This is a genomic window from Plantibacter sp. Mn2098 (genome assembly GCF_049319745.1).
Lineage (GTDB): Bacteria > Actinomycetota > Actinomycetes > Actinomycetales > Microbacteriaceae > Plantibacter.
Genome location: NZ_JBMOUH010000002.1, coordinates 327,618 through 341,140, shown reverse-complemented (window position 1 = coordinate 341,140; position 13,523 = coordinate 327,618). Strand labels below are relative to the sequence as shown.

The window sequence follows — 13,523 nt, the reverse complement described above, 5'->3', positions numbered from 1 at the left end:
ACGACGGAAGCCCCTCCCGAGGGAGGGGCTTCACGAAGCAGTGCGGAGACGAGGGGATTTGAACCCCTGGTCCCCTTACGAGGACTCCACCTTAGCAGGGTGGTGCACTAGGCCGAACTATGCGACGTCTCCAAGCGTCCGCGGACGGACGCACGTGGACCATCATAACCGGAGAATCCGTCGTGCACGAATCGTGGATCACACACCGACAGGAGTCGATCATTGGTCGTCGAGCGTGCGACCCTTCGAACACGTCCGCTGATCGGCGGTCTGCCCCTGCACCGAGGTCGGGAGCACAACGGCGCCCCCGGCGACGACACCGGCCGATGCGTCGGTGGACGCGGCCGCGTCGCCGGCGCCGTTCTCGGCGGTCGCACCGTCGGCTCCAGCAGGCGGCGCGGCCACCTCGCCTTCCACCGGGGTCTGAGCACCGCTCGACGCGGTCACGGAACCCGTCCCGGTGTTGCCGGTGAGCTTGATCGGCTGATCGGCCTTCAACGCATCGAAGAGCGCAGTGGCGGCGGAGGTGATCGGTTCGACCCCGCCCTCCACCGGCGCGTTCGGGTACTGCACGAACGCGATGTTCGCGAGGTCGACGTCCTTGAGGGTCAGCCCGATCGCCGCGATCGTGTCGATGCTCGTCAGACTCTCCGACAGCTGCATGCTCTTCGCCGCAGCCTTCGCGAGCGAGTACACCGTCCCAGGGTTCGTGAGCGTCTCGGCGCTCTTGACCTTCTGCATCATCGCCGACAGGAACACCTGCTGGTTGCTGATCCGGCTGAGGTCGCTGCCGTCACCGACACCGTGCCGCGTCCGCAGGAACTGCAGCGCCGCGAACCCTTCCAAGGAGTGCTCACCGGCCGACAGGAACGTCCCGGTGTGTTCATCCTCGATCGGATCGGCGACGCACACGGTGACACCGCCCAGCGCACTCGACATCGACATCACACCACTGAACTGGACCTCGGCCGCGAACGGGATCTCCAGACCCGTCAGCTCCGAAACGGTGAGCGCCGTGCAGGCGAGCCCGCCGTAGCCGAGCGAGGTGTTGATCTTCTGACGCGACATCGCGTTGAACGAACCGCCCTCAGGATCCGGGCAGGACGGGATGGCGACGAACATGTCCCGCGGGAAGCTCACGACCGTCGCATTGCTGTGGTCCTCGGAGATGTGCAGCAGCATCGTGACGTCGTTGAGGACGCCCGTCTCGTCCTCACCACCGAAGATCGGGTCCTGACCGGCACGGGAGTCGCTGCCGACGATGAGCAGGTTCACGCCGCCCGGATACGCGCCGATGGCCGGCAGCGGCTCCCCAGGAGTCGTATCGACGAGAGCGACGCCCGGCTTCACGCTCGCAGCGACGTCCCACACGGCGACACCGCCGACGATGGCACCGCTCACGAGGACGACGGCCAGAGCCGACGCCACGATCTTGGCCGCGTTGGCCCACGGGTTGGTCTTCTTCAACCGTCCGTGTCGGGCCACGGTCGTGATCTTCGTCTGCGGTTTCGAGCGTGGGGTCTCGCTCATACACACCTTTCGTTCTGCTCACCTCGGTGAACATGATGCGGAGGGCGTGGGATTCGAACCCACGAGACATTTCTGCCCACCAGTTTTCAAGACTGGCTCCATCGGCCGCTCGGACAGCCCTCCTGATGTTCACGGCACCGGATTCCGGGGATCGGTGCGCACGACAACGCTCGATTCTATCCGATCATGCACTCATTCCTCCCACAGCTTCCTTGACACTGTGGTCCTGCACGCAATTGGCCCCCGATCGACAATGATCGGGGGCCAATCGACTCAGTACGACACGCGCTCAACTCTTGCGACGAACGCCGCCACCACTATTCATCACGCCAGACGTTGAGAAGCAGATAGTTGAGATACCCCGCGACGCCCCTATATGTATCCGGCCCAGGGATCCCGTCTTGCGGGCCGTCATACCCACCACGCATTTTCGCGATGCACTGCAGCGCCCACCCCCCGCTCCCCACTGATCCGTCGTAAGGTCCTGAGAAGCATTGTGGAAACAACCGATTCGTGTTTCCCTGCACCCCACGCCAGCTGTTGTAGCCGAGATCGCCGTCGATGGCGCCTGCGTACGCGTACGGACCTTCGCTCGCAAAACACTGCAAGAGCTTCCAGAAGTTCGAACCAGGCACACCGTCGTATGCCGTCGAAGTGGTCGACAGCGATGAACACGCAGCGGACGCAAACGGTACCGAATCACTCGGCTCGGTCTCCGCCTTAGCGGCTGTCGGCAGGTTCCCCACAGCTGGCGACACTCCGACTGCCGCTTCACCGACAGGCACTGCGGTCGCACTCGCCGCCGACCCGACGCTCAACGACGCCGCAAACAACATCACGGCACCAGACTTGAAATAGGTTTTCATAGCTTTGCCCTTCCGATTGATTGAGCGAGCGATCTTCCATCATCCCGATCGATGAACTCGCCCATAAATTATGAAATATATTACACTGAAGGCACTGAATTTACCAGAAGTGCTGCTGATCCATGCGACAACTCTGCCCCGATGCGCCTCACATTGTGCCGTCAATCAGGACGCGTCAGAGGCACTAATACCTGACGACTAGCCGGCCACCGGGAGTCGTCATGCGCAATACGATTTCCGGATGATCGGATCGAGTCGACTCGGAGAGAGCGGCGAAGTTAAGACTCGACCAATGTTGGATGCAAGCAAGGCATGTCGCATCGACGAGGGGCGCGTCGGACCAATATCGCGAATCGATTACTGATTCTCGAGTGGGCGACCTGCCGTGCATGTCGCCTGCGCTGCACTCTGGCCCGTCACACTTGCTGGGAGGTCAACGACGCCGGGGGAAGTTGCTGACGGGTCTGCGGACGGATCCGCCGGGGTGGCGGGTTCGCTCGCCGCATCGGTCGACGTGGGCGGGGCGTTGGGGTCCGTGACGACGTACTTGCCCGTGGCCGTGAGGTTGATCGCCTGATCGTTCTGCAGCGCCTGCCAGATGAGCGACGCGTCGTCGGTCGCTACAACGCCATCACCGGACTGATCCGTGGGGATCTGCACGAACGACACCCGATCGAGCGGAATATCCTTGAGCGCCGACGCGATCGACACCATCGTGTCGATGTTCGCGAGGCTCTCGGAGAGCGTCACGTTCTTGAGCGCCGCCCGGGCGATGGAGTACAGCTTCACCGGGTTCGAGAGCGTCTCGCCGCTCTTCAGGGTGCGCACGAGCGAGGACAGGAAGATCTGCTGGTTGCTGATGCGGCTGAGGTCGCTGCCGTCGCCGACACCGTGGCGGGAGCGCAGGAACGCGAGCGCCGTGCTGCCGGAGAGTTCGTGGGTGCCGACATCGAGCTGGATGCCGCTCCACGCGTCATCGAGGGGCTCGGTGATGCACACCGGGACGCCGCCGACCGCGTTGGACATCGAGATGACGCCGTCGAAGCCGATCTGCGCTGCGAACGGGATCTTGAGCCCGGTGATGCCCTCGACCGTCGACACGGCGCAGGCGAGGCCGCCGTCCTTGCCGCCGTACGTGAGCGCCGTGTTCATCTTGTCGCGGCCGTCGCCGCCGTTCGCACACTCGGCGATGTGCACGTACATGTCACGGGGGAAGCTCACGACCGACGCGCTGGAGTGGTCCGCGGAGATGTGCATGAGGATCGTGACGTCGTTGAGGTTCTCGTCGCGTTCGCCATAGGCCGCGTTGCCGTCGCCGGAGTCGCTGCCGACGAGGAGCAGGTTGACGCCGCCCTCGATGGCGCCGATGTTGGGCGGCGGAGCACCAGGGGTCTCACCGGCGAGGTGCGCGGTCGGTTTGACGCTCTTCGCGAGATCGACGGCTGCGACACCGGCGACGGCCGTCGCACTCACGGCGACGACAGCGACCGCCGCGACCAGGAACTTCCCGATGGTGGCGAGGGGGCTCGACTTCCGCTGACGCCCGTGACGGACGGCGGCGCGTGCTTCTGACGCGTCGGCGCTGCGGGGCATCGGTCTCGCTTCCTGTTCGGGTGCCGAACCGTCGGGATCACGGGCTCGGAAGGGCGCGCCGAGGTGCAGACGCGGAGGTATTTGGTCGATCCTACGCAGAAATGCTCATGAGTAGCTGGGAGAGGCCGTCCTCGGTGACACTCCCGGTCACTTCGGAGGCGATCTCCCGCACTTCGTCCGGCGCCTGCCCCATCGCGACACCGCGTCCTTCGACGCCAGCCCACTGCAGCATGTCGATGTCGTTGCGGCCGTCGCCGACCGCGATCACCTGGGACCGGTCCACGTCGAGCCACTCCCGAACGTGTTCGAGCGCCGTCGCCTTGTTGACGCCCTTCGGCGCGATGTCGAGCCACGCCGTCCAGCCGATCGCGTAGCTGACCTGCTGGAGGCCCATCTGCTCGACGATGCGCAGGAAGTCGGCCTCATCGTGACTCGGCGACACCACGACGACGCGGGTGACGGGGCTCGTCACGAGGTCTTCGAACGGCACCTCCTCTGCACGGTCGAGGTTCCAGTCGGTCATGCCGGCCGTGTACCGGCGGAAACCGTCCGGGTACTCGACCATGTAGCTGCCCTCCGCGAGGTGGCTGCGGATGGTGAGGAGCACTTCGGTGGGGTCGAACGTCTCGGTGAAGAACCGCTCGTATCCGCCCTCCTCGGCCTCGTTGCGCTTGAGGACGAGGGCGCCGTTCGCGCACACGACGTACTCGGGGGTCAGCCCGAGGTCCTCGAGCACCGGGCGGGTGGTCTCCCAGCTGCGACCCGTCGCGAGGGTGACGATGTGGCCGAGCGCTGCCACCCGACGGATCTCGTCGACGACGGACAGGCTGAGGGTTCCGTCCTCGTGGAGGACCGTCCCGTCGACGTCGAGGGCGATGAACAGGCGCGTCGCACCCGTCCCCTGCCCTGCGGCGAATGCGGACGACGATGCGGCGTGCGTGTCACTCATCGGATCGGCTCAGCCACCTCGAGGCCGCCCAGGTACGGGCGGAGCACCTCTGGGATGACGACGCTGCCGTCCTCCCGCTGGTGGGTCTCGAGGATCGCGACGAGCCAACGCGTGGTGGCGAGCGTCCCGTTCAGCGTCGCGACCGGCGCCGTCTTGCCCGACTCGGTGCGGTAGCGCGTGTCGAGTCGACGGGCCTGGTACGTGGTGCAGTTCGACGTGCTCGTGAGCTCCCGGTACGCGCCCTGCGTCGGCACCCAGGCTTCGACGTCGTACTTGCGCGCCGCGCTCGATCCGAGATCGCCGGCGGCCGTGTCGATGACCCGGTAGCTGAGTCCGAGCGACTGCAGCATCGACTCCTGGTAGGACAGCAGGCGCAGGTGCTCGGCCTCGGCGTCCTCCGGCTTGATGTAGACGAACATCTCGAGCTTGTTGAACTGGTGCACCCGGATGATGCCGCGGGTGTCGCGGCCGTACGATCCGGCTTCCTTGCGGTAGCAGGTGGACCAGCCGGCGTAGCGGAGCGCGCCGCCCTCCAGGTCCAGGATCTCGTCGGAGTGGTACCCGGCGAGCGCGACCTCGCTCGTGCCGGTGAGGTACAGGTCCTCACCCTCGATGCGGTACACCTCGTCATCGTGCTGGCCCAGGAAGCCCGTGCCGGCCATGATCTCCGGGCGCACGAGCGTCGGGGTGATGAGCGGGATGAAACCCTCTGCGAGCGCCTTGTCGAGCGCGTAGTTCATCAGCGCGAGCTCGAGGCGGGCGCCGATGCCGCGCAGGAAGTAGAAGCGCGAACCGCTCACCTTGGTGCCGCGGGCCATGTCGATGCCGCCGTTGAGCTCACCGAGTTCGAGGTGGTCGCGCGGGGTGAAGTCGAAGGTGGGGCGCTCGCCGACCTCGCGGAGGGTGACGAAGTCGTCCTCCCCGCCCTCGGGCACACCGTCGATGACGGGGTTCTGGATGGCGCCGGCGATCTCCGCGAAGCGGGCTTCGGCCTCGGTCGACGCAGCCTGGGCCGCCTTGACACGCCCGGCGAGCTCCTGCACCTGGGCGACGAGTGCCGCCTTCTCGTCCTTCGGCGCCTTCGCGACCTGCTTGCCGAACGCGTTCTGCTCCGCGCGCAGCTCTTCGAAGGTCGTGATGGCTGCACGGCGGGCCGCATCGGCTTCGAGCGCCTGGTCGACGAGTTCGACGGAGGACCCCCTGGCCGCCTGCGAGCGTCGGATCACGTCTGGCTGTTCACGGAGGAGTACTGGATCGATCACCCGGCAAGTCTAGCCATCCGACACGGCAACCGGCCCCGGCTGCCGTACCGTGTACCCATGACCGACGCGAAGCACGCCGCCCTCGTCTACAACCCGGTGAAGGTGGATGCCACCAAGCTGCGCAGCGCAGTCGAGGCCGCCGCGCAAGAAGCAGGCTGGGCCGCACCGCGCTTCTACGAGACGAGTGTCGAGGATCCGGGTGTCGGGCAGGGGCAGCGCGCCGTGGAGGATGGCGCTGCCGTTGTGCTGGCCGCCGGTGGTGACGGAACCGTGCGTGCGGTCGCCCAGGGGCTCCGCGCATCGGGCGTCCCGATCGCCGTTGTGCCGTCCGGGACCGGCAACCTCCTCGCCCGCAACCTCAAGCTGCCGCTCAACGACGTCGCGGAGTCGATCCGCGTCGCCTACCACGGTGAGACGAAGCCGGTCGACATCGGCGTCGTCACGATCGTGCGCGAGGACGGGTCCGAAGAGGAGCAGTGCTTCGTCGTGATGGCGGGGATGGGCATCGACGCGATGATGATCTCCAGCACCAACCCGGACCTCAAGAAGACCGTCGGCTGGCTGGCGTACGTCGAGTCCGGCTTGCGCTCGATCATCAAGTCCGAGCCGTTCCGGCTGCACTACCAGCTGCAAGGACATCGGCAGCACTCGATCCGGGTCAGCTCGATCCTCGTCGGCAATTGCGGCACGCTGCAGGGCGGCATCGAATTGATGCCGGACGCGGTCATCGACGACGGGATCCTCGACATCGCGGTGCTGCAGCCGAAGGGGGCGCTCGGGTGGTTGCTCGTGTGGCGGAAGGTGAGCTGGGAGAACCGGGTGCTGCGGAAGTCGAGCGTCGGGCGTCGGCTCATCAAGGCGACGGGGTCGCGCGGCAAGGGCAACACGGTCACGTACCTGCGTTCGGAGCAGGTGACGTTGAAGGTCGACGAGCCGCATGACATCGAGCTCGATGGCGACGGGTTCGGTGTGGCGCTGGAGGCCCGGTTCGACGCGCACGAGGGCGGTCTGCACGTGAAGTTGCCCGCCTGACGCAGTGAGCGCGGGTGACGCCTATGCCGGCGCGACGTGCTCCGCGAGCAGCTCGCCGAGCACGGGACCGAACTTGAATCCGTGCCCGGAGAACCCGGTCGCGTAGACGATCGGTCCGTGGTGGGCGATGACGAACTCCTCGTCCGGGCTCGTGTCGTAGACGCAGCTGATGGGTGCTGGGGACGATGCGACGAGCCCTGGGATCCACTCGGCCACGTACTCGACGAGGTCCGCGAGACGTCCGGGTTCCGCCGCGAAATCGCGCGCATCCGGGTCGACGACGGGACCGGTCCCGTGGAGCCCGACCTTGACGCCCTCCCCCGGCGTGAGCAGCCCGTAGACGCCGGGGACGCCGCCGGAGCCGACCCCGCTGCCGCTGCGGTAGTGAACGAAGCTCGGCCACGCGGCATCGGCATCGGTCGCGGTCCGGTCACTGTCGCTGCCCGGACCGCCATCGACGATCGGGAAGTGCGCCGGCTGCTCCTGTGTGACGACGATCTCCGGGAGCGGCGTCCCCGCATCGGCGAGCAGTCGGCCGACGAGTTCCGGGACCCACGATCCGGCCGCGACGACGAGTGTGCGAGCGGTGATGTCGCCCTCGGGTGTGCTGATCACTGCCTGCCCGTCCTCGATGCGGACATCGGACACGCGCACACAGAAGCGGAGTTCTGCACCGGCTGCCGTCGCGAGGTCGAGGAGGGCCTCGATGGCGTCGGCCGACGCGATGCGGCCGGCGCTCGCGTGGTGGAGGACCTCGCGGTCGAAGCGGAATCCCGGCCAGCGGGCGGCCGCATCGTCCGGGGTCAGCCGTTCGTAGGCGATCCCGTTGCGGTCGAAGGCGGCGGCGATGTCCGCGATGACGGCGGGATCGCCGTGGTCGACGGCGCCGTTGAGCGTGAGCAAGGGCCGCCCCGATGCCGTCTCCAGCGTCCGCCATGCGGCGAGCGCCCTCGTCGTGAGCTGCACGTGGTGGTCATCGGTGTAGCCCTGGCGGAAGATGCGGGTCGCACCGTGTGAGGATCCGCGGTCATGTCCGCGTTCGAAGCGTTCGAGCAGCAGGACGTCCCGTCCGGCTTCGGCGAGCGTCCGCGCTGTCGCCGCCCCGACGATCCCGGCCCCGACGACAACGACGTCCCGCACACTCGCACCCATCCGACCATCCTCCCGCTTCAGCCCGCGAACTGTCACTCCTGGCTGGTCTGACGCTCCTGAACCAGCCACAACCGTCAGCTCGCGAGCTGGCAGTTCTGGCTGTCATAACGACGTCAGACCGACCACTACCGACAGCTCGCGAGCTGGCAGTCGTGGTCGGTCTGACGGGTGTCCATCCAGCCACGAGTGACAGCTCGCGAGCTGGACGGGAAGGGGCTGGACTAGATGACGCCCTGGGCGAGCATCGCGTCGGCGACCTTCACGAACGCCGCAGCGTTGGCGCCGACGACGTAGTCGCCGGGAGCGCCGTAGCGGTCAGCAGCCTCGTACGCCGCGTTGTGCACGCCGCTCATGATCGCGCGCAGACGCGACTCGCTGTCGTCGAAGGACCACCGCTGACGCGCAGCGTTCTGGCTCATCTCGAGCGCGGACGTCGCGACACCGCCGGCGTTCGCCGCCTTGCCTGGCCCGAACAGCACACCGGCGTCCTGGAAGACACGGACGGCCCCCGGGGTCGACGGCATGTTCGCGCCCTCAGCGACGGCTTCGACACCGTTCTTCACGAGGGTGATCGCATCCTGCTCGTTGAGCTCGTTCTGCGTCGCGCTCGGGATCGCGATCTGGCCGGGCACGTCCCACACGCGGCCGCCGGCCACAAAACGCGAACCGGGCTTGCGCTCGGCGTACACGGAGATGCGCCCGCGCTCGACCTCCTTGATCTGCTTGAGCAGGTCGAGGTCGATGCCGTCCTCGTCGACGATGTAGCCCGACGAGTCCGAAGCGGTGACGGCGGTTCCGCCGAGCTGGTGGATCTTCTCGATCGCGTACGTCGCGACGTTGCCGGAGCCGGAGACGATGGCGCGGCGGCCTTCGATCGCACGGCCGCTGACCGCGAGCATCTCGTCGACGAAGAAGACGGCGCCGTAGCCCGTCGCCTCGGTGCGGACCTCTGCGCCACCCCAGCCGACACCCTTGCCGGTGAACATGCCGGACTCGTGGCGGTTGGTGATCTTGCGGTACTGGCCGAACAGGAAGCCGACCTCGCGCGCACCGACGCCGATGTCGCCGGCCGGAACGTCGGTGTGCTCGCCCAGGTGGCGGTACAGCTCGCTCATGAAGCTCTGGCAGAAGCGCATGACCTCTGCGTCGGAGCGGCCGTGCGGGTCGAAGTCGCTGCCGCCTTTGCCGCCGCCGATGCCCTGCGCTGTGAGCGCGTTCTTGAAGATCTGCTCGAAGCCGAGGAACTTGATGATCGACAGGTTCACACTCGGGTGGAACCGCAGACCGCCCTTGTACGGGCCGAGGGCCGAGTTGAACTGGACGCGGAAGCCGCGGTTGACGTGCACACGGTTCTGGTCGTCGGTCCACGGCACCCGGAAGATGATCTGGCGCTCTGGCTCGACGATGCGGTCGAGGATGCCGGCTTCGACGTACTCGGGGTGTTCGCGCAGCACAGGCGAGATCGATTCGAGGACTTCGTGGAGCGCCTGGTGGAATTCGGGTTCACCAGCGTTGCGGCGGAGCGCAGCCTCGTAGATGGAGTGGATCGGGTCTTGGAGCGTGGTGGTGCCAGTCACGTGGAGCTTTCTCGTCGAACAGCGCGGATCCACGCCCCGCGACGACGGGTGGTCACGGACAGGGAGGTGTTCACCGGGCTGGTGGGAGGTTCATGGCCGTCGTGCGGCCATCCGCCAGACTGTCAGGCGAACCGTCGCGCCGTCAATACGACAGATGATGTACAACTCCGATGCACGGGCGCGCAGAGCGACCTCGGATGGCGGGCGGATCGCACCCGCGGCACCCGCCGATCGCACGCTGATCAGCCGTCGAGCAACCCGCGCAACCAGTCCCTGGCCTCGATGAAGACCTGATCGTTGTACCGCGAGTGGTACGCGACAGCCGTCCGATCGGCACGCGGATACGATCCGAGGAAGATCACGTTGGGGCTGAAACGCCGCAACCCGAGCAGCGCATCGGCGACCCGTTCGTCGTGGATGTGCCCCTCGGCATCGATCACGAACCGGTAGCGGCCGAGGGCGTCTCCGATGGGACGCGACTCGATGAGGCTCAGGTTCACACCACGCGTGGAGAACTGCTCGAGCAGGCCGAGGAGCGACCCGGCCTCATCGTTCGGCAGTTCGACGATCAGACTCGTCTTGTCCGCCCCGGTGCGCTCCGGCACGCCCGACGACCGGCTCACGAGCACGAACCTCGTCACCGCATTCGGGTTGTCGCCGATGTCCCGGGCGAGCACCTCGAGGTCGTAGTGGTCCACGATGCCTGGCGGCGCGATCGCCGCATCGGCCGTCGACGTCCCGTCGAGCAGGGTCGATGCCGCCGCGACGTTGCTCGACGCCGGAATGTGCCCGTGCGCCGGCAGCTGCGAGTCCATCCAGTTGTGGCACTGCGCGTACGCGACCGGATGCGCGTTCACGACGCGCACGTCCTCGAGCTTCGTCCCGGGACGCGCCACGAGGACGAAGTTCACCGGGACCAGGTATTCGCCGATGATCCGAACGCCCGGCATGGTCGCCAGGGCATCCTGCGCGACCGACACGCCGCCCTCGATGGAGTTCTCGATCGCGATCACCGCGGCCGTGCTCCGACCGTCGATGACGTCCGCGAGCGCCTCGCCGACGTTGTTCACCGGCCGCCAGATCTGCCCCTCGGCCTCCGCGACCTGCTTGAGCGCAGCCTCCGTAAACGTGCCGCTCGGACCCAGGTAGCTGTACGTGCGACGGGGTTCGGGTGCGGTTGGCGCTGACATGCTCCGAGCGTAGCGGGAACCGCGCGTCGACACCGGCGTGCCGCTCTCAGGGGTCATCAGGCTCCCATTCGGGTCACATTCGGCCCCTCGACAGGAGATTCTTACGGAAAACCTTGCTGAACAACCCGTCTGGAGCTATTCAAAACACCCCAATACCCGGCATCATTGCTATAAGGGTGTATTGAGCGCAGTCGCTCGTGTGGGGATGCGAGTCGGAACGCCGTATTCGCACCCGGTTCCCACACCACAGGCCACGACCGAACGTGGCCTGCGAACAGGTACCGCCTCAGCAACCGACCCGACGAGCTGCGACAGGATGGGAGTCACGTGACGAGTGTCCTCATCGACGCCCCATCACCGCTCTCAACGCGATCGACCGGAGGCGGTGTTCAGGGTGCCGATCGGCGCTCTCCCGTCGCTGGGTTCCTCTCTCGCGCAAAATCCGTGCGGTCGACCGTCTACGGGTTCTTCGGCGATGTCCGCGGGATGCGCGGGACGGGGGCCGATGTCGTCACCTCGGGCGCCGCATCGAGTGCGTTCGGGCCTGCGGCGGCTGTCGCATCGGCTGCCGGCGCCGCCCTCCGCCCCGGCCTCGCCGCAGCGCCCAGCAGGAGGCGGTCGATCACCGGCAGAGCAGGAGCCGTCAAGCTCCTGCTCGTCGCAACAGCATTGACGGCCGTGGTCTCCGGTCAGATCCTGGCCACCGCGAACCTCCCCCAACTGACCGCCTCGGCGCTCACGACCATCGTCCACGGCGCGACCGCCATCGAATCCGGCTCGGTGACCAGCGCGGCATCGGGTGCCGCGACCGGCGGCTCTTCCGCGACCGGCGCATCGCCATCGACCGTCACCGTCCCCGACATGACCGGTGCCGCATTCGCCGCGGCGTACGCCGGCAACATCGGCGCCGCGATCACCACGCTCAGCTCGATGACCGCCGTGCAGGTCGCGACGGTGTGGCACGGCCTGCCCGAGACCGAACGCCAGCAGCTGCTCATCGCTCACCCCGAGGTCATCGGAAACCTCGAGGGCGTCGACTACAGCGACCGCTCCGCGGCCAACACGTCCCGCCTGCCCGAACTGGTCCGAGGCGCAGAGGCGGGCCTCGCCGCGCTGACGGCGGACTCGTCGCACACGGTTTCGCAGGATGTGCAGGCCGCAGCGATCGCCGCAGCGACCCTGCGACTCGATGCGCTCAAGGTGCTCGAGGAGCGGTACGCGCGCGGCGGGGGCGCTGCTGGCACCGATGCCGGGAGCACCGGCGTGCGGAACGATCTCGACACGGCAAGCCTCGCGAGCGTCAGCGGTGCAGCGGCTGCCCAGGGCGCCATGGGTGCTGGGGGCGCAGTCCTGACCTCCGCCGCTGCCGGATCGACCCAGGGTGCAGCGGCGACCACCTCGATGGTCACCATCACCCCGCCGCAGCAGGAGCACCTCATCACGCTCGACGCCTCCCAGACCGGGCAGCCCCGCATCGCCGTCGCGGTCGGCGATGTCGACACCGCCGAATACGTGACCGTGTTCGTGCCGGGGATGAACAGCAGCGCGCTCGAACTCGGCGACTACCTCCGCGGTGTGAAGCGCATCCAGGCGGCATCGCCGTCGAGCGCCGTTGTGCTGTGGATCGGCAGCAAGAGCCCGAGTGCGCTCGAGGTCATGTCCAACGAGCGGGCCGAGCAGGGCGCGCCGCTGCTCGCCGCGATGCTCGGCGGGTACAACGCGTTCCGCGAGGCGGCAGGTGTCGCGTCGCACTTGACCGTCGTCGCGCACTCGTACGGGACGGCGACCGCCGCACTCGCGCTTGCGTCGGCGGATTTCAACGTGGAGTCGTTCGTGATGATCGGTTCAGCCGGCATCCCGACATCGGTGCGGATCGGCGACCTGCACGTTCCGACGAACAAGGTGTTCGCATCGCAGGCCAGTGCCGACGCCCTCGCGAACCTCGGGCAGATGCTGTCCGGCCGCGCCAACCCCGCCGCAGCAGGCTGGGGTGCGACGGTCTTCGGATCCGACGGCATCACCCTCGGCGACGGCGACTCGCTCGCGGCGGTCGAGGGGCACAACGCGGTCGGTTCCAGCACGACCGATGACCGCGGCAAGTACCTGGGTCCCGGTTCGGAGACGCTGTACTCCATCCAGAAGATCGTCGTCGGGCAGACGTCCGCGGTGCCCGACGACCACAGCTATGCCGCCGGCCCGTCCGGCCCGTCGTCGACGTCCACGGTCACCGCGTCCGCCAAGTAGGCGGCGTCCTCGCCGCGCCCTCGCCGTGCCCCGCGCCTCGCCGCGCCCCGCGCCTCGCCGCGCCCCACGTCCTCGCCGCGTCCCGCGCCTCGCGCCCTCACCGCGCCCCGCACAACGCCCCGCCTTCC

At 67.5% G+C, this 13,523-nt stretch carries 9 protein-coding genes and 2 tRNA genes; 2 read left to right on the top strand and 9 right to left on the bottom strand.

Annotation, left to right across the window (positions count from 1 at the left end; translation table 11 throughout):
- Positions 1-43 precede the first annotated feature (43 nt).
- From ACL9RL_RS04340 to serS, 6 genes are all read right to left on the bottom strand, one after another.
- Positions 44-132 (bottom strand) — tRNA-Ser (locus ACL9RL_RS04340).
- 87 nt (positions 133-219) lie between these two features.
- Positions 220-1,530, bottom strand: coding sequence for an LCP family protein (locus ACL9RL_RS04335; RefSeq protein WP_422778983.1), 1,311 nt, complete (start codon positions 1,528-1,530; stop codon positions 220-222).
- Positions 1,531-1,568: 38 nt separating this feature from the next.
- Positions 1,569-1,653, bottom strand: a tRNA-Ser gene (locus ACL9RL_RS04330).
- 1,100 nt (positions 1,654-2,753) lie between these two features.
- A complete protein-coding gene (locus tag ACL9RL_RS04325; RefSeq protein ID WP_422778982.1) occupies positions 2,754-3,989 on the bottom strand; it encodes an LCP family protein in 1,236 nt (411 codons plus the stop codon).
- Between the two features lie 91 nt (positions 3,990-4,080).
- On the bottom strand, positions 4,081-4,938 hold the full coding sequence (locus ACL9RL_RS04320; protein WP_422778981.1) for an HAD family hydrolase: 858 nt from the start codon (positions 4,936-4,938) through the stop codon (positions 4,081-4,083).
- Positions 4,935-6,200: a serine--tRNA ligase gene (gene serS, locus ACL9RL_RS04315; protein ID WP_422778980.1), complete on the bottom strand. Its 1,266-nt coding sequence runs from the start codon at positions 6,198-6,200 to the stop codon at positions 4,935-4,937. Before serS ends, ACL9RL_RS04320 begins: the two co-directional genes overlap by 4 nt.
- 57 nt (positions 6,201-6,257) lie before the next feature.
- Between serS and ACL9RL_RS04310 the strand changes: the two genes are divergently transcribed.
- Positions 6,258-7,232, top strand: coding sequence for a diacylglycerol/lipid kinase family protein (locus ACL9RL_RS04310; protein WP_422778979.1), 975 nt, complete (start codon positions 6,258-6,260; stop codon positions 7,230-7,232).
- 21 nt (positions 7,233-7,253) lie between these two features.
- Here the strand turns inward: ACL9RL_RS04310 and ACL9RL_RS04305 are convergent, their stop codons facing one another.
- The 3 genes from ACL9RL_RS04305 to pheA all read right to left on the bottom strand — a co-directional run bounded on the left by ACL9RL_RS04305 (position 7,254) and on the right by pheA (position 11,151).
- Positions 7,254-8,384, bottom strand: a complete 1,131-nt coding sequence (locus tag ACL9RL_RS04305) for an FAD-dependent oxidoreductase (RefSeq protein WP_422778978.1) — start codon at positions 8,382-8,384, stop codon at positions 7,254-7,256.
- A 221-nt stretch (positions 8,385-8,605) separates the two neighbouring features.
- Positions 8,606-9,931 carry an NADP-specific glutamate dehydrogenase gene (gene gdhA, locus ACL9RL_RS04300; RefSeq protein ID WP_422779213.1) on the bottom strand — a complete coding sequence of 442 codons (1,326 nt, stop codon included), beginning with the start codon at positions 9,929-9,931 and terminating at the stop codon, positions 8,606-8,608.
- Positions 9,932-10,203: 272 nt separating this feature from the next.
- Positions 10,204-11,151 (bottom strand): prephenate dehydratase, encoded by a 948-nt coding sequence (gene pheA, locus ACL9RL_RS04295; RefSeq protein ID WP_422778977.1) that lies wholly within the window; start codon positions 11,149-11,151, stop codon positions 10,204-10,206.
- 327 nt (positions 11,152-11,478) lie between these two features.
- Between pheA and ACL9RL_RS04290 the strand changes: the two genes are divergently transcribed.
- Positions 11,479-13,395: an alpha/beta hydrolase gene (locus ACL9RL_RS04290; RefSeq protein WP_422778976.1), complete on the top strand. Its 1,917-nt coding sequence runs from the start codon at positions 11,479-11,481 to the stop codon at positions 13,393-13,395.
- Positions 13,396-13,523 lie beyond the last annotated feature (128 nt).

What these genes read in the sequence shown, in the direction of transcription:
- ACL9RL_RS04335 (WP_422778983.1), bottom strand. Translation starts at nt 1,530, where the DNA reads ATGAGCGAGACCCCACGCTCGAAACCGCAGACGAAGATCACGACCGTG.
- ACL9RL_RS04325 (WP_422778982.1), bottom strand. Translation starts at nt 3,989, where the DNA reads ATGCCCCGCAGCGCCGACGCGTCAGAAGCACGCGCCGCCGTCCGTCAC.
- ACL9RL_RS04320 (WP_422778981.1), bottom strand. Translation starts at nt 4,938, where the DNA reads ATGAGTGACACGCACGCCGCATCGTCGTCCGCATTCGCCGCAGGGCAG.
- ACL9RL_RS04310 (WP_422778979.1), top strand. Translation starts at nt 6,258, where the DNA reads ATGACCGACGCGAAGCACGCCGCCCTCGTCTACAACCCGGTGAAGGTG.
- ACL9RL_RS04305 (WP_422778978.1), bottom strand. Translation starts at nt 8,384, where the DNA reads ATGGGTGCGAGTGTGCGGGACGTCGTTGTCGTCGGGGCCGGGATCGTC.
- pheA (WP_422778977.1), bottom strand. Translation starts at nt 11,151, where the DNA reads ATGTCAGCGCCAACCGCACCCGAACCCCGTCGCACGTACAGCTACCTG.